At 62.0% G+C, this 23958-nt stretch carries 22 protein-coding genes and 1 riboswitch; of the genes, 13 read left to right on the plus strand and 9 right to left on the minus strand.

The window, feature by feature from the left end; all coding sequences use genetic code 11:
• Positions 1–28: 28 nt before the first annotated feature.
• From iolD to QZ564_RS09305, 5 genes are all read right to left on the minus strand, one after another.
• Positions 29–1876: a 3D-(3,5/4)-trihydroxycyclohexane-1,2-dione acylhydrolase (decyclizing) gene (gene iolD / locus QZ564_RS09285; protein ID WP_297108275.1), complete on the minus strand. Its 1848-nt coding sequence runs from the start codon at positions 1874–1876 to the stop codon at positions 29–31.
• Positions 1873–3792, minus strand: a complete 1920-nt coding sequence (iolC, locus tag QZ564_RS09290; RefSeq protein WP_297108278.1) for a 5-dehydro-2-deoxygluconokinase — start codon at positions 3790–3792, stop codon at positions 1873–1875. The genes iolD and iolC overlap by 4 nt, the downstream gene beginning before the upstream one ends.
• A gap of 100 nt (positions 3793–3892) precedes the next feature.
• Positions 3893–4723: a MurR/RpiR family transcriptional regulator gene (locus QZ564_RS09295; RefSeq protein WP_297108281.1), complete on the minus strand. Its 831-nt coding sequence runs from the start codon at positions 4721–4723 to the stop codon at positions 3893–3895.
• A gap of 102 nt (positions 4724–4825) precedes the next feature.
• On the minus strand, positions 4826–5797 hold the full coding sequence (locus QZ564_RS09300; RefSeq protein WP_297108286.1) for a DMT family transporter: 972 nt from the start codon (positions 5795–5797) through the stop codon (positions 4826–4828).
• A gap of 99 nt (positions 5798–5896) precedes the next feature.
• Positions 5897–6041: riboswitch (FMN riboswitch) on the minus strand.
• Positions 6042–6150: 109 nt separating this feature from the next.
• A complete protein-coding gene (locus tag QZ564_RS09305) occupies positions 6151–6465 on the minus strand; it encodes a metalloregulator ArsR/SmtB family transcription factor (RefSeq protein WP_297108289.1) in 315 nt (104 codons plus the stop codon).
• A 76-nt stretch (positions 6466–6541) separates the two neighbouring features.
• Here QZ564_RS09305 and QZ564_RS09310 point away from each other — a divergent pair, with 76 nt between their 5' ends.
• The 8 genes from QZ564_RS09310 (at position 6542) to QZ564_RS09345 (ending at position 12771) form a co-directional block, all read left to right on the plus strand.
• Positions 6542–6760 (plus strand): DUF2892 domain-containing protein, encoded by a 219-nt coding sequence (locus QZ564_RS09310; RefSeq protein ID WP_297108292.1) that lies wholly within the window; start codon positions 6542–6544, stop codon positions 6758–6760.
• Entirely contained in the window at positions 6760–7188 is a 429-nt protein-coding gene (locus QZ564_RS09315; protein WP_297108295.1) for a YeeE/YedE thiosulfate transporter family protein, read from the plus strand. The genes QZ564_RS09310 and QZ564_RS09315 overlap by 1 nt, the downstream gene beginning before the upstream one ends.
• On the plus strand, positions 7188–7628 hold the full coding sequence (locus tag QZ564_RS09320; RefSeq protein ID WP_297108298.1) for a DUF6691 family protein: 441 nt from the start codon (positions 7188–7190) through the stop codon (positions 7626–7628). The genes QZ564_RS09315 and QZ564_RS09320 overlap by 1 nt, the downstream gene beginning before the upstream one ends.
• A 22-nt stretch (positions 7629–7650) precedes the next feature.
• Positions 7651–8544 carry an MBL fold metallo-hydrolase gene (locus QZ564_RS09325; protein WP_297108301.1) on the plus strand — a complete coding sequence of 298 codons (894 nt, stop codon included), beginning with the start codon at positions 7651–7653 and terminating at the stop codon, positions 8542–8544.
• A 105-nt stretch (positions 8545–8649) separates the two neighbouring features.
• Positions 8650–8976: a sulfur transferase domain-containing protein gene (locus QZ564_RS09330; RefSeq protein ID WP_297108304.1), complete on the plus strand. Its 327-nt coding sequence runs from the start codon at positions 8650–8652 to the stop codon at positions 8974–8976.
• Between the two features lie 66 nt (positions 8977–9042).
• Entirely contained in the window at positions 9043–10839 is a 1797-nt protein-coding gene (gene sulP, locus QZ564_RS09335) for a sulfate permease (RefSeq protein ID WP_297108307.1), read from the plus strand.
• Positions 10836–11339, plus strand: a complete 504-nt coding sequence (gene trxC, locus QZ564_RS09340) for a thioredoxin TrxC (protein WP_297108310.1) — start codon at positions 10836–10838, stop codon at positions 11337–11339. The genes sulP and trxC overlap by 4 nt, the downstream gene beginning before the upstream one ends.
• A gap of 13 nt (positions 11340–11352) precedes the next feature.
• Positions 11353–12771 (plus strand): MFS transporter, encoded by a 1419-nt coding sequence (locus QZ564_RS09345; protein ID WP_297108313.1) that lies wholly within the window; start codon positions 11353–11355, stop codon positions 12769–12771.
• Between the two features lie 66 nt (positions 12772–12837).
• On the opposite strand, the gene QZ564_RS09350 is transcribed toward QZ564_RS09345, so the two are convergent.
• Entirely contained in the window at positions 12838–14844 is a 2007-nt protein-coding gene (locus tag QZ564_RS09350) for an aldo/keto reductase (RefSeq protein ID WP_297108316.1), read from the minus strand.
• Between the two features lie 159 nt (positions 14845–15003).
• Here QZ564_RS09350 and QZ564_RS09355 point away from each other — a divergent pair, with 159 nt between their 5' ends.
• Positions 15004–15897, plus strand: a complete 894-nt coding sequence (locus QZ564_RS09355; RefSeq protein ID WP_297108319.1) for a helix-turn-helix domain-containing protein — start codon at positions 15004–15006, stop codon at positions 15895–15897.
• 2 nt (positions 15898–15899) lie between these two features.
• Positions 15900–18002: an adenylate/guanylate cyclase domain-containing protein gene (locus QZ564_RS09360; RefSeq protein WP_297108322.1), complete on the plus strand. Its 2103-nt coding sequence runs from the start codon at positions 15900–15902 to the stop codon at positions 18000–18002.
• Here QZ564_RS09360 and QZ564_RS09365 read toward each other — a convergent pair.
• Positions 17999–18124, minus strand: coding sequence for a hypothetical protein (locus tag QZ564_RS09365; protein ID WP_297108324.1), 126 nt, complete (start codon positions 18122–18124; stop codon positions 17999–18001). The genes QZ564_RS09360 and QZ564_RS09365 overlap by 4 nt on opposite strands.
• 338 nt (positions 18125–18462) lie before the next feature.
• On the opposite strand from QZ564_RS09365, the gene QZ564_RS09370 reads away from it, so the two are divergent.
• Positions 18463–18978 (plus strand): EF-hand domain-containing protein, encoded by a 516-nt coding sequence (locus QZ564_RS09370; protein WP_297108327.1) that lies wholly within the window; start codon positions 18463–18465, stop codon positions 18976–18978.
• A 178-nt stretch (positions 18979–19156) separates the two neighbouring features.
• Here the strand turns inward: QZ564_RS09370 and QZ564_RS09375 are convergent, their stop codons facing one another.
• Both QZ564_RS09375 and QZ564_RS09380 read right to left on the minus strand, forming a co-directional pair.
• Entirely contained in the window at positions 19157–19909 is a 753-nt protein-coding gene (locus tag QZ564_RS09375; protein ID WP_297108331.1) for a hypothetical protein, read from the minus strand.
• A gap of 129 nt (positions 19910–20038) precedes the next feature.
• On the minus strand, positions 20039–21067 hold the full coding sequence (locus QZ564_RS09380; RefSeq protein ID WP_297108334.1) for a LacI family DNA-binding transcriptional regulator: 1029 nt from the start codon (positions 21065–21067) through the stop codon (positions 20039–20041).
• A 226-nt stretch (positions 21068–21293) separates the two neighbouring features.
• On the opposite strand from QZ564_RS09380, the gene araD reads away from it, so the two are divergent.
• A complete protein-coding gene (araD, locus tag QZ564_RS09385) occupies positions 21294–23036 on the plus strand; it encodes an L-arabinonate dehydratase (RefSeq protein WP_297108337.1) in 1743 nt (580 codons plus the stop codon).
• A 15-nt stretch (positions 23037–23051) separates the two neighbouring features.
• Positions 23052–23951, plus strand: coding sequence for a dihydrodipicolinate synthase family protein (locus QZ564_RS09390; protein ID WP_297108340.1), 900 nt, complete (start codon positions 23052–23054; stop codon positions 23949–23951).
• Positions 23952–23958 lie beyond the last annotated feature (7 nt).

Genomic DNA, 23958 nt, shown 5'->3' on the forward strand with positions numbered 1-23958 from the left:
CACCTTCTCCCCAATGGGGAGAAGAAAACTACCCCGCCCGCTGCGCCTTCAGCGCCTTTACATAGGCCTCGCGTGCGGCATTGACCTGCGGACGCTCTGAAACCTCCGGCACGGCCACATCCCACCAATGTCCACCGGCATCGGTGGTGATCAGCGGGTCGGTATCGATCACGAAGACATGCACGCCACCCACGCCCTCGCTCTCGGCCAAGGCGGCCTCCAGCTCGGCCAGCGAGGCGACTTTCTTCGCCTTGGCGCCCATGGCAGCAGCATGCCCGGCAAAATCCACATTGGGCATGGCTTCGTGCCGCGTATCGCGGAACAGATTGTTGAAGTTGGCGCCACCGGTCGCCATCTGCAGCCGGTTGATGCAGCCATAGCCGGAATTGTCGAGCACCACGATGGTGAGCTTGATACCGAGCATCACGGCGCTGACGATCTCCGAATTCATCATCAGATAGGAGCCGTCCCCAACCATCACCACGGTGTCGCCATCGGGACGCGCCAGGGCCACGCCGAGCCCTGCGGCGATCTCGTAGCCCATGGTCGAAAAGCCGTATTCGAGGTGGTAGCTGCCCGGCTGGTCTGCCCGCCAAAGCTTGTGCAGCTCGCCGGGCAGGCCGCCGGCAGCGCAGACCAGCGTGGCTGAGCTGCGGCCGCGTTGCACTGCCCCGATCACCTGGGCGTCCGAGGGGAGTTCGACGTTGGACGCTGCCAGCGCCGCATCTGCGGCGCCCAGCCAATCTTCCTTTTCCCGCAAGGCCTTGCTGGTCCAGGCGGAATCAACTTTCCAACCCATTAGCGCCGCATCGAGCGCTTCGAGACCCGCCCGCGCATCGGCCACAAGGGGCAAGGCGTTGTGCTTCATCGCATCGAACACCTGCACGTTCAGCCCGACGATCTTCAGGTCCTCGTTCTTGAACAGGGCCCAGGACCCGGTGGTGAAATCCTGCAGACGTGTGCCCACGGCCAATACGACGTCGGCCTCTTCCGCCAGCGCATTGGCGGCCGAGGTGCCGGTGACACCGACCGAACCCATGTTGAATTCATGATCATGGGGCAGGGCGCTCTTGCCCGCCTGGGTTTCCATCACTGGAATACCGTGTTCTTCGGCAAAGGCCGCCAGGCTGTCGCTTGCTTCGGAATAGAGTACGCCGCCCCCGGCGATGATCACCGGCTTTTTCGCCAGCTTCAGCGCTGCTGCAGCCGTGGCAAATTCGTCGGCATCCGGCAGGATACGGCGCGGGTTCCAGACCTTCTCGGCAAAGAAGCTCTCAGGATAGTCATAGGCTTCGGCCTGAACATCCTGGCACAGGCTCAGTGTCACCGGCCCGCATTCGGCCGGATCGGTCAGCACCTGCATGGCCCGGCGTAGCGCCGGCATGATCTGCTCGGGGCGCGTGATCCGGTCGAAATAGCGGCTGACCGGCTTGAAGCAATCATTGGCCGATATTGTGCCGTCGCCAAAGTCCTCGACCTGCTGCAAGACCGGGTCCGGCAGGCGATTGGCAAACACGTCGCCGGGCAGCAACAGCACCGGGATGCGGTTGACATGAGCCAGCGCGGCCGCCGTGACCATGTTGAGCGCACCCGGCCCGATCGAGCTGGTACACGCCATGAAACGGCGCCTGAAATTGGCCTTGGCATAGGCTATGGCCGCATGTGCCATGCTCTGTTCGTTCTGCCCCCGATAAGTCGGCAGGGCGTCCTTGATGCCGTGCAGCGCTTCACCGACGCCTGCGACATTGCCATGGCCGAAAATGGCCCAGACGCCGCCGAAGATCGGCACGGTTTCGCCGGCGATCACAGTCTTTTGCGCGCTGAGGAAACGCGCCACGGCCTGCGCCATGGTCAGTCGGATTGTCTTCTGGCTCATGCCTGTTCCCACTCTTTCACCAGGGCTCCGAAACGGCTCGCCATTTCGGCCACAGCCTCTTCGTCCTTGATCTTTTCGTCCAGCCAGTTGCGGGCGATATCGCCAAAGATCGTCCGCCCGACTGCAAATCCCTTCACGGTCCGCGCCGTCTTCGCCGCCCGGAAGCCGGCCTCCAGCTCAGCTTGCGGCGCATCCAGGCCCAGTAGCACGACCCCTCGGCAATAGGGGTCGCGGGCATCGATCACGGAGTCGACCGCCGCCCAGGCTGCCGCATTGGCCTGCGGCTCCAGCTTCCACCAGTCCGGCTTGATGCCGGCATCGTAGATTTCGTTCAGCGCCAGCGCTACCGTGTCGTCGCCCAATGTGCCATGTTTGCTGGCGATAATCTCGACCAGCAATTCCCGCCCGATCTTGCGGGCCGCATCGAAGGCCGAGCGCAACTTGGCAATCTGTTCATCCCGCAGGTCCTGGGCGTCGTCCGGGTGGAAAAAGCAAAGCACCTTGATGCAATGGTCCACCGGCCAGTCCACCAGCCGAGAGCCAAGATCCTGCGTGAACTCGAACTGCAGCGGACGGGAGCCCGGTAGCTCGATCGGCTTGCCCACCCAGAAATTGGGCAGCGCGCTCGCGGCATAGAGCGCATCGCGCCCATATTTGTCGTCCAGCAGCATGCCGAAACCGTCGCGACCTTGCGCAACCTGGGCGGCGGCCTGGACAGCGAGCACCTTGAATGCCGGGATACGCGCCAGTTTCTCGGCATTGTCGCCCGCCATGTCCTCAAGCTGGCTGCGATGATCAATGGCCAAAGCCATGAGCTTGGGAATGTCGCGACGCCGCGTCGTCGCCCAATGCACGTGATTGATGGCCTCATCCTTGCGCAAGGCCTTCTGCTGGCTGCCGTGCTCAAGGAAATACCGAAGCTCCGGCCAGGTGGGGATTTCCGGCGCGCAGAGCAGCCGGCTCACCGCAAAGGCGCCGCAGGCATTGGCCCAGGTCGCGCTTGTCTGATGGTCCTCGCCGCGCAGCCAGCCGCGCAGGAAGCCGCTCATGAATGCGTCGCCGGCCCCCAGCACGTTATAGACCTCAATGGGGAAGCCCTTGCCGACAATGCCGTCTTCCAGGTTTTCCGGAATGGCGCCGTCATAAACGATGCAGCCCATCGGCCCGCGCTTCAGGACGATCACGGCGGAGGAGAGGGACCGGATCGTCCTGAGCGCAGAGTAAAGATCGCTGGCTCCAGCCGCGATCAGAACCTCTTCTTCAGTCCCCACGATGAGGTCGCATTCGGGTAGGACGGTCTTGAGGTGCTCTGAAACGGTGTCCGAAGCGATATAGCGGCTATCCCCGGCGTCGTGTCCTGCCAGCCCCCAGAGATTGGGCCGGTAGTCGATATCGAAGATCACTTGGCTGCCATTGGCGCGAGCGATGCGCATGGCCTTGCGTTGCGCCTTGTCGCTGTTTGGCTTGGCGAAATGCGTGCCCGTCACCAGAATGGCCTTGGCCGATGTGATGAAGGTCTCGTCGATATCGTCTTCGCACAGCGCCGCATCGGCGCAATTGTCACGATAGAAGATCAGCGGGAAGGATTTGTCATTCTCGACCGCCAGGAGCACGAGCGCCGTCAATCGGTCCGGGTCGGTAACGATTCCCGCCGTCTCTACGCCCTCGCGTGCCAGTTGCTCGCGAATGAACCGCCCCATCTGTTCATCACCCACCCGGGTGATGAGTGCCGATTTGAGGCCCAACCGGGCCGTACCGACCGCGATGTTGGTTGGACACCCGCCCACCGACTTGGCAAAGCTGCCAACATCCTCGAGCCTGGTGCCGATCTGCTGCCCGTAAAGGTCCACCGACGCGCGCCCGATAGTGATGACATCGAGCGGTCGATCTGTGTTTGCGGTGAGCGCTTGGGACACGGCGGCAACTCCATGACGATTGTGCCCATAGCGAAACACAGGTTCCATTATTTCTCAATATAGAATGTATGTTCTATGCAGAATTTGTTCGCGGCGGGAGTCAGCCCTGTCGCCGCCGTTCGGCCACACCGACAGTCAGGGCCATGGCGAAAGCAAAACTCGCCGACAAGGATCGAAAGCCCGCATGATCCGCCTCGACCAGCTCAAACCATACCTCTGCGCTGTCGACCATTGGCGACAGGGCGGAATCGGTCAGCGCAATGACGGGCACGCCTGCCGCCCGCAAGGCATTGGCCTGCGCGATGCTCTCGGGGGCATAGGGTGCGAAGCTGACGGTAAACGCCGCATCCGCCGACGTCGCGAAGGATAAGAGGTCGTCGTCATTGCCCACGGCAGTGCTGACCAGCTGGCACGGCACCTTCAGCTTGCCAAAGGCGTAGCTCATATAGGCCACGATCGGGAAGCTCCGGCGGCGCGCGATCAGGTAAATGGTATTGGCCCTCGACAACAGCGAGATGGCCCGCTCCAGTCTGTCGGCATCAACGGCATCGGCGAGATTATCCAGGCTATTGTGCGCGGCCGCCAGGAAGCCGTTCAGGATCGAAATGCCTTCGGTGTCGGCGGTGCCGCCTTCTTCCAGTTGGCGCAACCGCTCTTCATAGCTCCCGTTCCGCCCCTTCAGGCGGTCCCGGAACAATTGCTGCAGCCCCGAAAAGCCTTCGAAGCCGAAATGCTGCGCGAACCGCACCAGCGTTGATGGTTGCACCTGGGCAGCCTGGGCGATGCTCGCCGTCGTCCCGAAGGCGATGTCGTCCGGCCGCTCGAGCGCGTAACTGGCCACCTGCATCAGGCGCTTCGGCAGGCTGCTGCGCTTCTCCAGAACGGCCGTGCGCAGGCTGTCGAAGTCGCGGGGCGCAGGGCTTTGACTCATCTCTTCCTCATGGAACGTGCATTCCATTCTTGGAACAGATCGAAAGCCTCTGCAAGCAAAAGGGCGGGACCATGAGCGCCCCGCCCTTTATTGTCGCGCCGGTTATGCCGGCTGAAGCGTCGTCGGAGCGGCGCGGTTCTCCACCCAATAGATGAAAGCCGAGGCCGCCACGATAAGGGCTGCACCGAGCCAGAACCACTGGGAAGGCACCTGGCCCAGGGCAATCCAGCCGACCAGGCCGCTCAGTGGCACCTTGAGGTCGCCGAAAGGCTGCAGATAGGTCGCGTCGGCCACCTTGTAGGCGAAGGCCAGCAGGTATTGGGCAACCGCCGTCAGCGCGCCCAGCAGCAGGAGGAGCCAGAGGCCAGTGCCGGCCGGCAGCTCGAACGGGAAACCGGGTGCCATGCCCATCGGCAGCACGCCCGCAAAGGCGTTGACGAACAGCAGGATCGCCAGATGGTTCGGGGTCATCAGCACCAATAGGGAGATCGTCAGCGTTTCCGGGCTCTCGCCCTTGCGCGCCAGATGCTTGGTCAGCACGTCCGTGCCGGCCCAGAGAGCGGCCGCAGTAATCGGAATCAGCGCCTGCCAGCCCAGGCTTTCAGTGCCCACGCCCGAAACGATGATCGCACCCACGAAGCCGGCAATGGCCGCGGCCAGGCGCGCCGCCGACACGCGTTCACCAAGGAACAGCGCCGAGCCCAGGATGATGAACAGCGGGCCGGTGGCCAGTAGTGTCACCATCTGCCAGATCGGCACGCCCGAGGCGAAGCCATAGACGAAGACATGCACGCCCAGCGCCGAAACGAAGGCACGCACTTCATGGGCCAGCGGGCGAGAGGTGCGGAGATTGGAAAGACCGATCCGCAGGATCAGCGGCAGCGCCAGCACCGAGGCAATGACATATTGCCAGAAGGCCATGCCGGTCGAACTCATGCCGAAACCGCCCCATTCGGCCGGGGTCGGCAGCACCGATTGCAGCACATTGGTTCCCGCAAAGACCAGGCTGGCCAACATCATGAAACTTGCGCCCGCAGCGGCGGCGCTCTGGGAAGTCGAGGAAATCTGGCTCATCTGTCGTCCTTTCCGTAACCAGTTTCCTCAGGGTTACGGGAGGCGACATGCCGAAAATGGCGCGGCTCAATAGCCACGCGCGCCGGCAAAGGCGCTTGGTCCCGTTCTCTTTCATCCGGACTATGACCGTCGGCTCCGGAATTACACCGGATCTGCTGACCTCCCTATCACCGGGAGCGCTCGCGGGCTTGGCATTGCTGCCTTTACCGCCGGTGGGGAATTTCACCCCGCCCTGAGAACAATGCAGGAAAACCTGCGCTGCCATATCTAGGGCAAGCCGGCGTGCCGCACAAGTCAGCCCTTGGGCGTAATTGTGCGCCAAAAGCGAACAAGGCGAAAAAGTCGTTCGGCTCTCAGGCCTCTCCGGACACGCAATAGATGCCGTAGAGCGTCTCGAGAACCTGCCGCACCGCATTCGAGGCCAGCGAATAATACATCTGCTGCCCATCCCGGCGAGCCTTGACGAAGCCCAGCGCGCGCAGCTTGGCCAGATGCTGCGACAGGGGCGACTGGCCCAGATGCACCCGCTCGACCAAATCCGTCACGGTCAGTTCGTTATCCAGCAGGTTGCACAGGATCAGCAACCGCTTGGCGTTGCTCATGGCATCGAGCAGGCGCGTGGCCTCTTCGGCATTGGCCTCAAGTTTTTCGATTTCCATCTTGATCATATTAGAAAGTGCTTATATACGAATATGCGTATCAGACGCGGATGCGTTTGAACAGCCCGTAACACAGGAGACTGCCATGCACATCAATGTTGGTACCCTCGATCGCCTGGTTCGATTCGTATTCGGCCTCGCCCTCCTGGTTCTGCCTTTCATTCCCGGTATCACGGTCTTCTCCAACCCGCTGGCCTTTTGGGGCGCGCTGGTTGTCGGCCTGGTGCTGGTGGTCACTGCATTGCTGCGCTTCTGTCCTCTTTACAGCCTTTTTGGCCTGACGACCTGCAAGGTAACCCACTAATGACTGAATTTACCCCGGTGATGTCGCTGCTTGGCGGCACGCTGATTGGCCTTTCGGCCGTCCTTCTCATGGCATTTCACGGCCGTATTGCCGGTATGACCGGCATTTTGAGCGGCCTGATGCCGCCGGTATCGACTGACTGGGCCTGGCGGGCCGCCTTCGTGGCGGGGGCAATTGTGGCCCCCATGCTGATCATGGGCATATCCGACCAGGCCATTGCCTATTCAAGCCCGGTGGCGACGCCCTGGATCATCATAGGCGGCCTGATCGTCGGTGTCGGTGTCTATTTCAGCTCCGGCTGCACGTCCGGTCACGGCGTCTGCGGAATGGCGCGCGTGTCGCCACGCTCCATCGCTGCCACGGCCATGTTCATGGCAACCTCGATGTTGACCGTCTTTGTCGTCCGCCACCTGGTCGGGGGGCTGTGATGCTGCGAACCATTCTTGCAGGCGTAGTTGGCCTCGTCTTCGGCTCGGGAATTGCTCTGTCTGGCATGGCCAATCCGGCCAAGGTGCTGAATTTCTTCGATGTTGCTGGCACCTGGGATGCGTCCCTTTTGCTGGTCATGGGCAGTGCCCTGGCTGTCGCCGCCATTGGCTACCGCATCGTCCTCAAGCGGGCGGCGCCGGTGTTCGACAAGCGCTTTCACCTGCCCACGAGCCGGAAGATCGATCTCCCGCTGCTGGCCGGCTCTGCCGTTTTTGGCATCGGTTGGGGCATTTCCGGGTTCTGTCCTGGTGGGGCGATCCCCGCCCTGGGCCTGGGTGAAAGCTCTGCCTGGATTTTCGTTGGGTCGATGCTGGCCGGCATTGCCGCTGCACGCACCGTCCGTATCGCGCTCGAAGCGCGATCCACTCAAACCGTTTGACCTTTCACGAAAGGAACACATCATGGCCACTCTGCCTTTCACGCCCGATCTCGGCACCAAGCCAGAGGTCACCGCGTTCTTCGATGAACCGACCAACACCATCTCTTATGTGGTCAAGGACCCGAACTCGCAGTCCTGTGCGGTCATCGATTCCGTCATGGATATCGATTATGCCGCAGGCCGCATCACCTATGATGGCGCTGACGAGATCATCGCCTTTATCCAGAAGCACGATCTCAAGCTCGAATGGCTGATCGAAACGCATGTGCATGCCGACCACTTGTCCGCCGCGCCTTACATCCAGGGCAAGTTGGGGGGCAAGCTGGGCATTGGCGAGAACATCACCATTGTCCAGGACACATTCGGCAAGGTCTTCAACGAAGGCACCGAGTTTCAGCGCGACGGCAGCCAGTTCGATCGCCTGTTCAAGGACGGTGACAGCTACCAGATCGGCGGCCTTACCGCTTATGTGATGCATACGCCGGGCCACACGCCCGCCTGCATGACCCATGTGGTGGGTGACGCTGCCTTTGTAGGCGACACTCTGTTCATGCCCGATGGTGGATCGGCGCGTGCCGACTTCCCCGGTGGCGATGCGCGTACGCTCTACCGCTCCATCCAGCGGGTTTTGACCCTGCCGCGCGAAACGCGTCTGTTCATGTGCCACGACTATGGCCCGAACGGCCGCGACATCCAGTGGGAAACCACGGTGGGCGACGAGATCGACCACAATATCCATGTGGGCCACGGCACCGACGAGGACACTTTCGTCAAGATGCGCGAAGCGCGCGACGCAACGCTCGCCATGCCCAAGCTCATCATCCCGTCTCTCCAGGTCAACATGCGGGCTGGGCAGCTTCCGCCCAAGGACAAGGACGGCAAGACCTACCTCAAGGTTCCGGTCAACGGGCTGTAGTGCCCCATCTGCAGCGCGTTTCCTCCCCCTGCGACAATCGTAGGGGGAGGGCCCATTCCAAGGAAATCCCAGATGTTCTCCTTTTTCAAACGAAGGACCAAAACGATGAACGTTCGTAAGATCGACAATAATTTCGCCGTCACCGGCCAGATCACGCCCGAGCAGGTCAAGGCCGTGTCCGAGGCCGGCTACAAGTCGATTGTCTGTGCCCGGCCCGACAATGAAGAGTTTGGCCAGCCGAGCTTTGACGAGGTGGCCCGCGCCGCCGAGCTGGAAGGCATCCAAATCGTCCATATCCCCGTGTCCGGTGGTCTGGGCGAAGGCCAGATCATTCGCTTTCACGACGCCTGGGAGCAGATGCCCAAGCCCATGCTCGGCTATTGCCGCTCGGGCGCTCGCGCCGGCAGCCTTCATGCCACGCTGGGTCGCTGATCCTTCTGTTCGTGCCCGCTCCCCGCAATGGGGAACGGGCGCCCCTTTGCCTCAACAAGTAGTCCGATGAACCTCAAGACCTACCTGCCCATTCTCGACTGGGGCCGCCGCTACAACCGGCAGACTTTGACCAGCGACCTGATCGCGGCGGTGATTGTCACCATCATGCTGATCCCACAGTCGCTCGCCTATGCCTTGCTGGCCGGCTTGCCGCCCGAAGTCGGTCTCTATGCCTCTGTATTGCCGCTGGTTGCCTACGCAATTTTCGGCACGTCGAGCGCATTGGCTGTTGGGCCGGTGGCCGTGGTCTCGCTGATGACGGCGGCGGCCGTGGGGCGGGTGGCCGCCGAAGGAACCGCTGACTATGCCAGCGCGGCCATCGTGCTGGCAGCGCTCTCGGGCCTGTTCCTTATGGCCATGGGATTGTTCCGGCTGGGGTTCATCGCCAATTTCCTGTCGCACCCGGTCATTTCCGGCTTCATCACCGCCTCTGGTCTCATCATCGCCACCAGCCAGTTGGGCGGCCTGCTCGGCATCAAGACCGAGGGCCACGCCCTGCCGGAGCTGATCGGCTCCATCTTGGCCCATATCAATTCCATCAACTGGTACACGCTGGCTGTCGGCGCGGTGTCGCTCGGGCTGCTGCTCTGGATTCGCTACGACCTCAAGAACTGGCTGGCGCGTTTCGGCGTGCCCAAGGCCGTCGCGACCATCATTGTCCGGGCCGGACCGGTTCTGGTCGTCTTCCTGACCATGGCCTGGTCGGCCCTGTTCGATCTCAAGGGCAAAGGCGTGTCGCTGGTCGGCGAGGTGCCGCAGGGCCTGCCGCTGCTGTCACTGCCCAGCTTCAACCTTGATACCATCCAGGCGCTGGCCGTGCCGGCCATCATCATCTCCATCGTCGGCTTCGTGGAATCGATCTCGGTGGCCCAGACCCTCGCAGCCCGGCGCCGCGAGCGCATCAAGCCCGATCAGGAATTGATTGGGCTGGGGGCCTCCAACATGGCGGCCGCCCTCGGTGGTGGCTATCCGGTGACCGGTGGCTTCGCCCGCTCGGTGGTCAATTTCGATGCCGGTGCGGCCACCCCCGCCGCGGGCGCCTTCACGGCAGTCGGCATCGCGCTTGCAACGCTCCTGCTCACGCCATTCCTGGCCGTGCTTCCCAAGGCAACGCTGGCTGCGACCATTGTGGTGGCCGTCTTGACGCTGGTGGATTTTTCCATCCTCAAGCGGGCCTGGACCTACTCCAAGGCCGATTTTGTTGCAGTCGCGTTTACGTTGGCGGGAACATTGGTCTTCGGCGTGGAAACCGGCATTGCTCTGGGTGTCGGTGCGTCCATCCTGATCTTCCTTTACCGCTCGTCGCGGCCTCACGCGGCCATTGTCGGGCAGGTGCCGGGCACCGAGCACTTCCGCAATATCAACCGTCACAAGGTGGAGACCATCCCCGGCGTGCTCTCTATCCGCATCGATGAAAGCCTCTATTTCGCCAATGCCCGCTACCTCGAGGATCTGGTCACGGACCAGGTCACGCGAAACCCTGGCCTGACGGACGTCGTGCTGATGTGTTCGGCGGTCAATGCCATCGATATGTCGGCGCTGGAGAGCCTGGAAGCGATCAGGCACCATCTTGATGATATGGGCGTTCGCCTCCATCTTTCCGAAGTGAAGGGACCGGTAATGGACCGCCTCTCGGAGACCGACTTCGTCCGGCATTTGGAGGGGCGTATCCATCTGAGCCAGCACCAGGCCATGCAGGCCATTTGCGGCGCACGGCACAACGCCGGTCCGTCTGCCACACGGGCGGACGAGACCGCCATCGTCGGCGTCACGGCGATTGAGAGAGGAGCTTCACCGGCATGACCAATATCGTATGCCCTCATTGCGGGTCGACCAACCGGGCGCCCGAGGACCGCAGTCCGCTCGACGCCCGATGTGGCAAATGCGGGGAGCCCCTGTTCACTTCCACGCCGCCTGACGTGAGCGGACAGAATCTCGACCGGCAGATCCAACGCTCATCCCTGCCTGTTTTGGTAGACGTCTGGGCGCCGTGGTGCGGCCCATGCCGGGTGATGGGGCCTCAGTTCGAGGCGGCCGCACAGGAAGCGCAACCGGCCCTGCGGTTCGTCAAGCTCAATTCTGACGAGAACCAGGACATGTCGGCGCGCCTGGGGATACGCGGCATTCCCACCATGCTTCTGTTTCAGGATGGCAAGGAGGTCGGGCGGGTCTCCGGGGCCATGTCCAGCCGCGATATCCTGTCTTGGGCCCGCGGACAGCTGGCAGCGCACCAGGCGCTACGGGAACCAAATATCCCCTTGCAAAACGGCTCAATCCAATTAAACAAGATTGCGCTTGTTTAATTGGATTGACGTCATGTCAGACTTTGTTGAGGGCCGTTGGGCCGAAATTTTTGGGCCCCGCTACCTGGCGGTGACCACCATTCTTGCACTGGGCGTCTCGCTGTTTGCGTTCAACGCCTTCCTGTCCGCGACGGCATTGCCATCGGCGGTTCGCGAACTGGGTGGCGTCGAAGTCATTTCCTGGGCGACCACCCTCTACCTCGTCTTCGCCATTGTTGGCGGTGCTGCGGCCGCGCTCATCAAGCGACGGATCGGGTCGCGCTGGGCGCTGCTTGGATTGGCCGGTGTGTTTCTCATCGGTACCCTGGTCGCTGCCAGCGCTGCTGCCATGCCTCAGGTGCTGGTCGGACGGGCAATTCAGGGTTTTGGCGAAGGTGTCGTCGCGGCCATTTGCTTCGCCTTGATCCCCGAGCTCTTCCCCAGTCGCCTTGTCCCGAAGGTGTTTGGCATGCAGGCCGTGGTCTGGGCCATCGCGGCCTTTGGCGGGCCTGCGGGGGCAGGGGCCCTGACCGAGCTCATCTCCTGGCGCGCAGCCTTCCTCATCAACGTGCCGCTGGTCCTGATCTTCGGCATCATGGTCCTTCTGGTGGTGCCAGCCAGCCAAAGGTCCAACCAAACCGCCGGTTTCCCCGGGCTGCGTCTGGCCGTCATCGGCACCGGTACGATGCTGGTTGCGCTGGCCGCCATCGCGCCCCCGGTCCCTGCGGCACTCCTTTTGATTGGAGCCGCTCTTGTTCTGGTCGCCGCCGTCTGGCTGGACAGGCGCAGCGCTGAGCGGTTAATGCCACCCGATGCCTTTTCTCTCAGGACTGCTGTCGGGTCCGGGCTTTGGCTGTTCCTGCTGATGCCGGTGGCTGGCGCTGCGACAGCCGTCTACCTGGTGCTGCTGCTGCAACAGCTCTGGGGTTACGGTCCAACGCTGGCCGCCGCCATCGGGGCGATCATGGCCATCGGCTGGAGCGGCTCTTCCGTAACTGTCGCCAATGTCCGCCGCCGCTCCACCCGGCGCATTTTGATCCGCACGGGCCCGGTTCTTCTTGCTCTGGGCCTGCTCGGTGTCCTGATTGCTCTGGAAACCAGCTCGTTACCGGTCTTGATCGTCAGCCAGCTGGCAATAGGCATGGGCTTTGGCATTTCCAATGGCTACATCATGCTCACCATCATGGAAGCCACGAGCGATGCCGAGCGCGACCGGACCTCGGCCTTGCTGCCAACCACCCAGTCCGCGGGCAACGCCCTGGGCGCTGCCCTGGCCGGCGTCGCCGCCAATGCCGCGGGCTACGCACAGGCCAGCCAACAGGGCGAAATATTGGCGGCCATCGTGCCGCTCTTCCTCATGGCTGCGGTCATCGCGCTCCTGGCCTGGTTTGCCGCCCTGCGCATGGTGCGACTGGCCAAGCAGACTCCGATTGCCGAATTTGCCAGCGAGTGACATCCCGCGTTCAGCTATCGTTCATTTTCGGGGGCCTGGAGCAGGTCCAGGCCCCCGCAAGGTCGATCAGCCGTGTTCCAGCCAGCGCACCTGCTCCGGCGTCAGCTTGATCTCGAACGCTTTCAGACTGTCCTCAAGCTCGATCAGACGGCGCGGTCCGATCAGCGGAACACTCGGGAATGGCTGCGCCAGCACATAGGCTAGGGCGATGTGAATGGGCGAGTGACCAAGCTGCTTGCCCAGCTCTAAGGCCCTGTCACGTCTGCCGAAATTCTGGTCGTTATACCAGCAGCGAACCAGTTCCTCATTGTCGCGCTTGTCCCGCCCGGCCAGCTCGGTGAAGAAGCCGCGGGCCTGGCTCGACCAGGAGAAATTGGTCACCTGCCGGTCAATCAGCCATTGCTTGAAGTCCGGCGTCGCCGCCGTCACGCATCCCGCCCAGATCGGGTCGAGCATCTCAGCCAACGCGAAATTATTCGACAACGCCCGCGGCGCCGCCTTGCCATTGGCCTTGGCGTAGGCAATCGCCTCGTCCATGCGCTCCTTGGTCCAGTTCGATCCGCCATAGGGTCCGCGAATGCGCCCGGCTTTAACCTCCGCATCCATGGCGTCGACGAACTCGCCCACTGGCACATCGAGATTGTCGCGATGCATGAAATAGATGTCGACATAGTCGGTCTGCAGCCGATCCAGCGATTGTGTGAGCTGCTTGGCGATGACGTCTGGATAGACCAGCGGCGAATGAGCGCCTTTTCCGATGACCACGGCCTGTTCCCGCACGCCGCTCCGCTTCTGCCACTCGCCCCACAGCTTTTCGGTGTAGCCACCGCCGTAGATGAAGGCCGTGTCAAAGATGTTGCCACCCTTTTCCCAGAAGGCGTCCAGAAGGATGGCGCCGGACGAGAAGGTCTTGAAGTCCTCAAAGCCCAGTGCCACCGCCGAGGCGGGCTTTGACAGCCCGGGAATGGAGCGCTTGGGGATAATACCCTCATTGGCGCCGAGGGTGCGGTTGTCCAGGGTGCGCACGCGGTTGACCGACTTCTCGACGGAGAACTCGATGCCGGAATCGGCGCGCCATTTGTCGAGAACACGCAGATTGCCCAGGGTGTCGTTCCAGCTCATGCCGGGCTCGTCGAATTCCTGCTTGCCGGCGAGGATGGCCAGCGATGCCGCCTCTGCCTCGTAAGAGTAGAGGTGCGGTTCCGCACCGACGCTGATGGTCTCGGTCTTGCCGCCCGTGATGACGTCGATCCGGCCAAGCCCCTGGTCGCGATTGCCGTTGGCAAACCAGAACTCGGGGACTTCGATCCGCCCCTCCGACCCGTGGATGCGCAGGACGTTGTCGAGATTAGCCATCACCGCACAGCTTACCTGCGCAACGATACCGCTTTCGAACGTCAGCAGGGCCGCAGCCCAATCGTCGGTTCCCTCGGCGTTAAGTTTGGCCGTGCCGGAAACTTTGACCGGCTCGGCAAAGGGCTTGCCGCCGGCAATGCCAGCCAGGAGCCGCGCCATTGACACGGGGTAGCACCCGACATCCATTATGCCGCCGCCGGCCAGCGCCGAGGCAAACAGCCGGTGCTCGGGTTGGAACCTGCCCATCGAGAACCCGAAACTGGACTGGATCATGCGTATCTCGCCGATAGCGCCGGACTCGATCAGCTCGATCAGCTTGGCCGTCTGCGGATGGACGCGATACATGAATGCCTCGCCCGCAAAGGTGCCTGCCTTCCGGTGCGCATGGAACACGGCATCGGCCTCGTGCGCGCTGAGCGCCAGGGGCTTCTCCACCAGAACGTGCTTGCCTGCCTCGGCCGCCTTGATGGCCCACTCCGCATGTCCTGTGTGCGGCACCGCCACATAGATGGCGTCGATTTCCTTGTCCGCTAGCAGTGCCTCATAGCCATGGACAATCCGGGCTTCCGGAAAGGCTTCCTTCAGCCCCGGTTTGTCGGGATTGCGCGTTGCAATGGCCGCCAGCACGCCATGTTCGCTGTCGTTGAGGCCGCCGCAGAACGCCTTGGCGATGCTGCCCGGGCCAATAATGCCCCAGCGGATCTTGGTTTCGGTCATGTCATTTCCTCAAGGTTCGCCAGGGCGTTGCCCGGCTGGCGCGAACGGCCTGTCTAAAGACAAGCTTTTCAATTGCTCTTGCGCCGCGTGATTTCTAAGTTAACCCGCCCGTCAGAGGGATACCCCGATTTCGGGTATGCGGACCGGGCGGAAAGTAAGATGGACACTCGTCTCTTCTATGAGCCTCGGACCAACGGTGTGGAACGCGCCCCAACCGAGCTGCAGATGTTTCATACCTCGCCGCCCCTGATGCGCGCCAATCACTGGCACGCGCAGGTCGAGGTCAACTATGTCGTGCGCGGCTGGGCACATTATCAGATGGCCGGCTATGAGGCCCGGTTTGAAGCCGGGGAGTTTGCCTTGTTCTGGGGCGGACGTCCGCATCGACTGGACGATGCGTCTGAGGACCTCATCTATGCCGGGGGGCACCTGCCGCTCGTCCACTTCTTCAGGCTGCGCCTGCCATCCGAGGTTCAAGCCCGGCTGATGCAGGGCGCTACTCTGGTCTCAAGTGCCACCGACGCCGCAGATCCCGTCAATTTTGAGCGTTGGGTGAGTTACGCACGGTCCGGCGATCCAATGAAGGCCAGTGTAGCGGTGGACGAACTGCTGCTGAGGATCGAGCGCCTTCGCTTTTCGCCTTATCGGCTGCTCCCCGAGACCGGCACAGTCGCGGACAATGGTGGGCTCGATCAGCATACCCCGCCAATTGTCGTTCGCATCTGTGACTTCATTGCCGACCACTTCCGCGAGGAGATCGATTCCGTCGATATTGCCGTCGCCGCTGATGTTCACCCCAAATACGCCATGACAGTCTTCAAGAAGTGCACCGGCATGACCTTGAACGACTATATCAACCTCATGCGCCTGTCTTATGCGCAGGCCCTACTTATGGGCGATGAAGCCAGCGTCCTGGCAGTGGCCATGGATAGCGGGTTTGGCTCTCTCAGCGCGTTCAACAAGTCCTTTCGCAAGCTATCCGGCATGACGCCGAGCGATTTCCGCCGTGAGGTTCGCAGCCGGCCGGTCGCCGCTGGCAGTCGGTACAATTAGGCATGGGCAGGCGCGAATGGCTGGCGCTCTTGTTCGGTCTGGCGCTCATCGCCGGGCTGACACTGTGGCGTGCGGCCGATCCTTTTGCGCTTCGGGTGGCGCGGGAAACGACCTTCGATGTCTTCCAGCAGCTGCAGCCGCGAGCGTCACCCCCGGACCTGCCCATTCGCATCATTAATATTGACGAGCCGTCGCTGGCAGAGCTGGGGCAGTGGCCCTGGCCGCGCTCCCGTATGGCGGCCATGACCCGCCGCCTGACCGAACTCGGCGCCGGCGCGGTCGTGTTTGACCTGCTTTTCAGCGAACCGGACCGCCTTTCGCCGTCTTCCATCACCGGTTTTGGCGAGGATTTCGACACCACATTCGCCGCGGCATTGTCGAGCGGACCTACCGTCCTGAGTCTCGCGCAAAGCCGTCTGGCTTCGGTTACCGATTTGGCGCCCAAGTCTGGTGTCGCCATGACGGGAGAAAATCCCCTTCGGCACTTGCCTCAGCTGGGTGGTGCGACCCAACCGCTGCCCGTGTTGGCTCAGGCGGCAAAGGGGTTTGGCGTCGCCAGCCTTGATCAGGACGGCGCCGGGGTTGCCAGACGCCTTCCCTTGCTTTGGCACAACGGAGACACGGTGCTGCCCGCGTTGTCCGTAGAGGCCCTCCGGGTTGCGCTGGGCGTTTCCACATTGGTTGTCATTGGCGACAGCGTGGGGGCAGGGACCGTCGAACAGCTCCGCATCGGTGATTTTGCCATTCCCACTGGACCAAGCGGAGACCTCTGGCTGTATTACCGGCATCTTCCGGCTGACATCTATGTCTCGGCAAGCGATCTGCTGTCCGAGGACTACCGGGACTTGGCGCCGCTGGTCGCCGGCCACATCGTGCTGATTGGTGCATCCGCCAGCGGGCTGCTCGACATCCGCGCCAGCGCGCTCGGCGTGGCGGTACCCGGTGTCTCCATTCACGCCCAGGCCCTTGAGCAGATGCTGACGGGCGTATTCCTCAACCGGGCAGACTGGGTGGGCGGTCTGGAGATGGTGCTCTTCGCACTTGCCGGCTCGCTGATCGTCTTGGCGGTCACCCTGACTGGCCCGATTGTTGGGCTCATCGTTTCCCTGGTCACCAGCACCTTGCTTCTGGGCACCAGTTGGTGGGCTTTTACTCAACCTCGCCTCCTGATCGACCCCAGTTTTGCGCTTCTCGGCGCGCTGCTGCTGTATGCCGCGATGGTGTTCTTCCGCTTTGCCGTCACAGATGCCGACAGGCGCCGTATTCGCCGCGCTTTCGCCCATTACGTAGAACCATCCCTCTTGGCGCGCATTGAGAACGATGCTCGCTTGCTCAAGCTCGGCGGCGACCTCCGCGAACTGACGGTCATGTTCTCCGATGTGCGGAATTTTTCGGCCCTTGCCGAACGAACCACGCCCCCCAGGCTGGTAGGCATCCTCAACAGGCTGTTCGCCGCTCTCGGGTCAGCCATAGTCGAGCAGCAGGGCACGATCGACAAGTTCATGGGGGACGCCATCATGGCGTTCTGGAATGCACCGGTCGACGTGGAGTGTCATGCTGAGCGCGCCTGTGCCGCCGCCTTGGCGATGCGCCAGGCGTTGGACCGTCTGAACGCCTCGGGCAGCGAGCCCATCGCAATTGGAATCGGCATCTCAACAGGACCCGCCCTCGTGGGCAATGTCGGGTTTGAGCGGCGTTTCGACTATTCGTGCATAGGGGACACAGTCAACGTCGCCAGCCGTATCGAAGGCGCCTGCCGCATCGTTGGATACGACATTCTGGTTACGGCAGACACCGCCGCTGCCGCCCCGCAGTTGGCGTTCCTCCCGGCAGGGGCAGTCGACCTCAAAGGCATGAGCGAGCGCGAGCCTATCCACATTCTGGTCGGAGACGCGGCGGTAAGGCAGAGTCCGGCCTTTGCCGTCCTGGAACAGGCTCATGGCCAATTGATCAACGTACTGGTAGCCGGCTCCGACCACGCTCTCGCGCTGGATGCTTGTCGGCGCGCTGCCTTGGCGGTGGATGTGCGATTGGGCGCCTTCTATTCAGCTTGCCCGGACCGCGTCGAGGATTTTGAAGCCGTTGCCACGGCGCGTATGGGCTAAACGCGACCTTGTCCCATCAGCACCATGGCGGCGAGAACCAGAGCTCCAATGATCCAGATTGCGCCGGCCAGCAGCGAGAAACCCTCAATGAAGTCGAGCCCGGCATCTTCCTGGTGGTCCACGATTATTCCTCCCTTGGTTCGGCGCTATCCCGGTGGCCGATTGCATCATCAAGTCTATTGAATTCCACGTAGCCGTCGATACCAAAATTCAACCGCCGAGCAGGAGGACGTGACCTCAGTGGTCGGCGTCGTCGGGCCCTTGGTCGATGGATGGGCCGAACGCCAAGGCACCGGTCCCCGCGTGCCTGTATGAGGGTCACCTAGCAAGAAAACTGCGACTTCAATATCCCGCAGTCCGGCCGTTCGGTGGAATAGACCTCCGGTTCTTTGACGGTCGTCAAAGTCTGATGAACCAACCGCCCTAATGTATTGATTGTTCAATGCAAGGAGTGTTGAGAATGTTTCGCAGACTTCACCTCGGACTTGTCGCCGTTCTTGTCGCCGTGCCAACCTTGGCGCATGCGCAACCAGGTGCTGGATTTGGGTATGGCGGATGGCCTGCACCCTATGGACACATGCAGCCTGGCTATGGTCCCGGCATGATGATGGGGCAACCTGGCCGCGGGCGCTACACGATGATTGACGCAAATGACGATGGCGTCGTCAGCACCGAAGAGGCCGCCTCGGCGGCGGACGAGGTGTTCACTGCCATGGACGCCGATGATGACGGTGTCCTCACCCTGGACGAGTACCTGTCGGTCCGCATGGGCCCGCAGCTCGGCTACAACCCTGATCGTCAGGCTGCGCAGCAACAGCAGAAGCAGGAGCGTTTTGCGGCCCTTGATGCCGACACCGACGGAGCGGTGACAAAGGAGGAATTCCTCGCCGCCGCGGAGACCCATCACCGGGGTGCAGATGCCGATGGCGACGGCACCGTGACGCCTTGGGAGCATCGTCGCCAGAACTGGAACTAGACACGGGTCGATCGCAGCCTGTCGGTCAACCGTCAGGACTGGCAGTTGTCGAGTCCCTGGACAAATGGATGGCGCGGATCGTCCGGTCCGCGCCTTGCTGCCGGCAACCATCGAGGCGGCAGACAGTGCGATAGCCCAGGCTCGCAGGGTCGCAAGCCTGGGTCTCTCTTGCCTCGCGTCAGCCGTGGCCGACCAGAACGGCGAGACGGACATCTTCCGCCTTGTCGGCGATATCCTGCAGCGTATCGGTTGGCAGCGACACGCCAATGATCGTCGCCAGAGCCAGCACGGTGGCGTTGGAAACCGGAAGGGTCTTGTCGGACGCCACACCGATGAAAATGGCAGCCAGATCGACCATGGTATTGTCTTCCGGCACATCGATCCCTGGGAGACTGACGTCACCTGTGGTCCAGAGCTCGGTGAGCAGGGCCAGGTTTTCCAGAGGGGAGTCGATGATCGTCACGGTGTCCCAGCTCTGCTCCATCGTGTCGGAGAAGGTGGCTGCACTCATCTCGTAGTAGACGGACATGGTTGCGGGGTCGAAGTTTGCGACCACCTCCGCCAGAGCTCGATCAAGTGTTGCGTCCGGGCTCCGGATGACGCTGAGCCGTCCCAACTCTACCTCCGGTATGCCCTCCTGCCCCCAGACGGGCTTGCCCCCCTGGTCTTCGCCTTCCTCGGGCTGGCCGTATTGCGGGCCACGACCATCGGATTCCACTTCATCGCCCGCTGCATCGGGGCGCCCGCCCTGGTCTGCGGGACCTTGCCCCCCGGGGCCGGCAGAGTCGTTGCCGCCCGGTTCGCCCTGTCCATTTTGCTGGCCCTGTCCATTCTGTGCGAGGGCCAGCGGAGCAACAAACGTTGCAACGCCGCCGACGAGAACTATGGCGGCGACCCCCGCCATGATGTGGTTTCTTACGCTCTTGGACAATCGATCCTCCTAGACTGGTGCCAAGGGTTTGTGTCCAGTCAGCCTAGGTCGGGAGAAAAATCTCGGTTTGACAATCGTCAAGTGCCGGCTATTTGAGTGGGTGCTTCCGGCCGACGGATGACAGAACTTTTACGCCGACTGGCGGCGAATGATCTGAAAGCCGATATCTTTTACCAAATGCGCCCCTGGGCCCTCAGAAAAGCGCGTCAGCAGAGCTTCGGCGGCCGTTCTTCCCAAAACTTGCCGGTCAATCCGCACGCTGGTCAGGGCAGGGGCCGAGCTGGCCGCGTATTCCTGATCACCGAATCCGATAACTGCCACATCGTCTGGAACCGTGAGGCCCCGCACCCCGGCTTCGACCAACGCACCCTGCGCAAATTGATCGGAACTGCAGAAAACGACCGATCGAGGAGGCAAGCTGAGCTCGATCAGCTTCGCCATCGCCTCCCGCCCAAGGCCCAGGGTGGCGGGTACGTCAAAGTCCATCGCTTGCACTTTGCTGCGCGTCACGGTCTCGAACCGGCTCGTGAACGCGTCCCGACGACGGAGCGCACGGTCGTCCCCAGCGGTGATTGTGGCGGCCGTTTCGTATCCCCATTGAACAGCGAAGTCAGCGGCTGCCCGGCCGGCGTCACTGTGCGAGAAGCCAACACAGCAATCGATCGGCGTATCCGACATGTCCCAGATTTCCACCACCGGAATGCCGGCATTGAGCAGCATGCGCCGCGCCTGCGCAGAGTGGTGAACCCCTGTCAGGAGAATGGCATCAGGCCGCCGTGAAAGAAGCGCGGCAATGGCCTTTTCTTCCCGATCAGGCTGCAGGCCGGTCTCGGAGAGCATGATCTGGTAGCCGTGGCCCCACATGATCTCGGAAAATGCATGGAGCACGCTTGCATAGACGATATTGGTGACCGAGGGGACGAGAGCCGCGATCAGATTGGATTTCCGCGATGCCAGGGCCCCGGCGACGGCATTGGGCACATAGCCGGTGCGGGCGATGGCATCCTCAATGCGCTTGAGTGTCTCGGGGGATACCTTACCCGGCGAAGATAGCGCCCGGGACACTGTGACTTGTGAGACTCCCGCCAGCTGGCCGATCTCCGCCATGGTGACGCCGCCCCGCTTTGTCTGCGATGAAATCCGAGTTCGGGTTGCCACACCAATATTCCGTTTTTGACTGGGCTATGCCAGCAAGGTTTGCCCAGATCACCGCTGGACGCAGTCTCGGACAATGCTACCCTGCATTAGTAATGGATGCGCATTCTTATGTTCAAGGAAATTCTGCTTACTTTGCACATATAATCCCTGAAATAGAACAAGATTAGTCAGCATCGAGTTTGACATCGCGAGATGTATGCGCATACATAGCTTAATGGAGGTGCATATGGTTGAGGGTGTCCGCAAAGATGTTGCCCGGTTGCGATCTGCGCGCTGGTTCGCACCCGATGACCTGCGCAGCTTTGGGCACCGGTCCCGCTTGATGCAGCTGGGTTTCTCGGAGGCTGACTTCATGGGCAAGCCTGTGATCGGCATCCTCAATACCTGGTCAGAACTCAATTCCTGTCACAGCCATTTTCCGGAACGGGCCGCATCCGTGAAACGTGGCGTGCTGCAGGCTGGCGGGTTTCCGGTGGAACTCCCGACCCTCTCGGTCGACGAGAGTTTCACCAAGCCGACCTCCATGCTCTATCGCAACATGCTTGCCATGGAAGCGGAGGAGATGATCCGCTCACACCCGCTCGATGGCGTTGTGTTGATGGGCGGTTGTGACAAGACCACGCCGGGTCTGGTGATGGGTGGGCTGACTGCAGGTCTGCCGATGATCTATCTTCCTGCCGGAGCGATGCTGCGCGGAAATTATGCCGGTCAGGCGCTGGGTTCGGGCTCCGACGCCTGGAAATACTGGGACGAACGCCTGGCGGGCAATGTCAGCGACGAACAATGGCAGGGGCTGCAAGGCGGCATTGCCCGTTCCGCCGGGGTTTGCATGACCATGGGCACCGCCTCGACCATGACGGCAATCGCCGATGCGCTGGGCCTGACTTTGCCCGGCGCCTCCTCTATTCCGGCCGTGGACTCGGCCCATAGCCGCATGGCGTCCGATTGCGGCCGACGCATTGTCGACATGGTCTGGGAAGACCTGACACCGGACCGGATTGTGACAGCAGCTGCCGTCCGCAATGCGGCAATAGTCGCCATGGCCACCGGCTGTTCGACCAATGCGGTCGTCCACCTGATTGCCATGGCCCGACGCGCTGGTGTTGAACTCACCCTTGATGATCTGGATGCCCTGGGACGCAGCACACCGCTGCTCGCCAATGTCCGGCCTTCAGGCAAAGGCTATCTGATGGAGGATTTCTATTTTGCCGGAGGCCTTTTGGCGCTGGAGCAGCAGCTCGCCGACCGGCTCGATACCCGGGCCCTTACCGTCAATGGGCATACCCTGGGGCAGAACATCAAATCGGCCGTTGTCTACAATGACGACGTCATCAGGCCGCTGTCCAATCCAGTCTATCATGAAGGCTCGGTTGCCGTATTGTGCGGCAACCTCTGTCCGGATGGGGCCATCATCAAACCGGCCGCCTGCGATCCAAAATTTTACACGCATCAAGGCCCCGCACTGGTCTTCGACTCCTATCCCGAGATGAAACGGGCGATTGATGATGAAGACCTCTATGTCACGCCTGATCACGTCCTGGTTCTGCGCAATGCCGGACCTCAAGGTGGGCCGGGCATGCCGGAATGGGGGATGCTTCCTATTCCCAGGACGCTGATCAGGCAGGGGTATCGCGACATGCTGCGCATCTCTGATGCGCGCATGTCGGGCACCTCCTATGGGGCCTGCGTCTTGCATGTCGCCCCGGAGAGCTTCGTGGGAGGCCCCCTGGCACTTCTGCAGACCGGAGACATAGTGCGGCTCGATCTGCCTAATCGACGGCTCGACATGCTGGTTGCCGAGGAAGAGATCGAACGCCGCCGTGCCGCCTGGTCGCCTCCGGCTCCTCGTTTCGAGCGGGGCTGGGGTTGGTTGTACTCCAGGCACGTGACGCAAGCTGACAAGGGCTGCGACTTCGATTTCCTCGAACGCGATTTCGGACGGGCTGCCGGCGAACCGGACATATATTAGGAAAGGCCAGGACTAATGGCTCTCTCTCTGGACGAAGCGCTCCGCGGCATTTCTGGTATTCTCGTCACGCCGTTCGATGACAACGGCAATGTCGCGCCGTCAAAGCTCAAGCCAATTCTGGACCGAGCCCTTGGCGCGGGCCTGCACATGCCGGTGATCAACGGCAATACCGGTGAATTCTATGCGCTGACCATCGATGAGGCCTCGATCATGGTGGAGGCTGTAGTCGAACTGGTTGATAAGAGGGCTCCTGTGTTGGCCGGTGTTGGGCGAGGTATCAGGGATGCCATCGTGCTGGCGAAAACATCTGCGGCAGCTGGCGCGACGGCGCTCATGGTGCACCAGCCGCCGGACCCCTTCGTTTCACCCCGAGGAATCGTGGATTATCTCAAGGCCATAGCCGACGCTTCTGATGGCCTGCCCATGATGCTCTATCTGCGCAACGACGCCATCGGGACCGGGGCGATCGCCGATCTCTGTGCGGTGCCGCAGGTCAAGGGCGTCAAATGGGCGACGCCCAATCCGCTCAGGCTCGCCGAGGCGAAGGCTGCATGCAGTCCCGATATCGTTTGGGTCGGCGGCCTGGCCGAGATATGGGCACCGGTCTTCTATGCCGTTGGTGCGCGTGGCTTCACCTCGGGCCTCATCAATGTTTGGCCAGAGCGGTCCGTTGCAATTCATGCGGCGCTTGAGGCCGGCGACTATGCTGCGGCCAACGTGCTTATCAATGAGATGAAGGCCTTTGAGGAGATCCGGGCCGAGGAAATGAGCGGCACCAATGTCACCGGCGTGAAAGCCGCCTTGCAGGCGCTTGGCCGCGATTGCGGCCCCACCCGGCCACCTTCGGCCTGGCCCCTGGCGCCGGCGCAGCAGCTCAAGCTCGATCGGTTCATTGCCCAGAACGGGCTGGATTAAAGGAGTA

This window comes from uncultured Devosia sp. (assembly GCF_913055165.1).
Taxonomy (GTDB): Bacteria; Pseudomonadota; Alphaproteobacteria; order Rhizobiales; family Devosiaceae; genus Devosia.

Bases quoted from the DNA above. Each gene is read 5' to 3' on its own strand.
- iolD (WP_297108275.1), bottom strand. From the start codon at position 1,876: ATGAGCCAGAAGACAATCCGACTGACCATGGCGCAGGCCGTGGCGCGT.
- QZ564_RS09295 (WP_297108281.1), bottom strand. From the start codon at position 4,723: ATGAGTCAAAGCCCTGCGCCCCGCGACTTCGACAGCCTGCGCACGGCC.
- QZ564_RS09300 (WP_297108286.1), bottom strand. From the start codon at position 5,797: ATGAGCCAGATTTCCTCGACTTCCCAGAGCGCCGCCGCTGCGGGCGCA.
- QZ564_RS09305 (WP_297108289.1), bottom strand. From the start codon at position 6,465: ATGATCAAGATGGAAATCGAAAAACTTGAGGCCAATGCCGAAGAGGCC.
- QZ564_RS09310 (WP_297108292.1), top strand. From the start codon at position 6,542: ATGCACATCAATGTTGGTACCCTCGATCGCCTGGTTCGATTCGTATTC.
- QZ564_RS09315 (WP_297108295.1), top strand. From the start codon at position 6,760: ATGACTGAATTTACCCCGGTGATGTCGCTGCTTGGCGGCACGCTGATT.
- QZ564_RS09320 (WP_297108298.1), top strand. From the start codon at position 7,188: ATGCTGCGAACCATTCTTGCAGGCGTAGTTGGCCTCGTCTTCGGCTCG.
- QZ564_RS09325 (WP_297108301.1), top strand. From the start codon at position 7,651: ATGGCCACTCTGCCTTTCACGCCCGATCTCGGCACCAAGCCAGAGGTC.
- QZ564_RS09330 (WP_297108304.1), top strand. From the start codon at position 8,650: ATGAACGTTCGTAAGATCGACAATAATTTCGCCGTCACCGGCCAGATC.
- sulP (WP_297108307.1), top strand. From the start codon at position 9,043: ATGAACCTCAAGACCTACCTGCCCATTCTCGACTGGGGCCGCCGCTAC.
- trxC (WP_297108310.1), top strand. From the start codon at position 10,836: ATGACCAATATCGTATGCCCTCATTGCGGGTCGACCAACCGGGCGCCC.
- QZ564_RS09345 (WP_297108313.1), top strand. From the start codon at position 11,353: ATGTCAGACTTTGTTGAGGGCCGTTGGGCCGAAATTTTTGGGCCCCGC.
- QZ564_RS09350 (WP_297108316.1), bottom strand. From the start codon at position 14,844: ATGACCGAAACCAAGATCCGCTGGGGCATTATTGGCCCGGGCAGCATC.
- QZ564_RS09355 (WP_297108319.1), top strand. From the start codon at position 15,004: ATGGACACTCGTCTCTTCTATGAGCCTCGGACCAACGGTGTGGAACGC.
- QZ564_RS09360 (WP_297108322.1), top strand. From the start codon at position 15,900: ATGGGCAGGCGCGAATGGCTGGCGCTCTTGTTCGGTCTGGCGCTCATC.
- QZ564_RS09370 (WP_297108327.1), top strand. From the start codon at position 18,463: ATGTTTCGCAGACTTCACCTCGGACTTGTCGCCGTTCTTGTCGCCGTG.
- araD (WP_297108337.1), top strand. From the start codon at position 21,294: ATGGTTGAGGGTGTCCGCAAAGATGTTGCCCGGTTGCGATCTGCGCGC.
- QZ564_RS09390 (WP_297108340.1), top strand. From the start codon at position 23,052: ATGGCTCTCTCTCTGGACGAAGCGCTCCGCGGCATTTCTGGTATTCTC.